The organism is Pseudoalteromonas sp. S3178 (assembly GCF_005886985.1).
GTDB lineage: Bacteria > Pseudomonadota > Gammaproteobacteria > Enterobacterales > Alteromonadaceae > Pseudoalteromonas > Pseudoalteromonas carrageenovora.
In genome coordinates this window covers 1-350 of sequence record NZ_PNCW01000322.1, presented here as the reverse complement: position 1 = coordinate 350, position 350 = coordinate 1, and the positions used below count along the sequence as shown (strand labels likewise).

Genomic DNA, 350 nt, shown 5'->3' with positions numbered 1-350 from the left:
TGACTGCAATAACTATATAGAAACGTTTTTTAGTGAAGAGTACCGCCTGGATTATCAAATACATACTTATGAGAAACCTATTTTACTGTGGGGTAACGGCATTATTATGGGGGGCGGATTAGGGCTCATGGCAGGTGCCAGTCATCGAGTCGTCACAGAAACCGCACGTATTGCAATGCCTGAAATCACTATTGGCTTATAACCAGATGTGGGTGGTAGTTACTTTTTGAATAAGATGTCGCAAGGTGTGGGGTTATTTTTAGGGTTAACAGGTGCCTCGATGAATGCCGCTGATGCACTGTTTGTGGGGTTGGCAGATCATTTTGTTGATGCTGAAAAGTATGGTGAGT

Annotated in this window: 1 pseudogene; it reads left to right on the top strand. The window is 43.1% G+C overall.

The window, feature by feature from the left end:
- Nucleotides 1–350: pseudogene (locus tag CWC11_RS21145) on the top strand (enoyl-CoA hydratase/isomerase family protein); the annotation flags it as partial.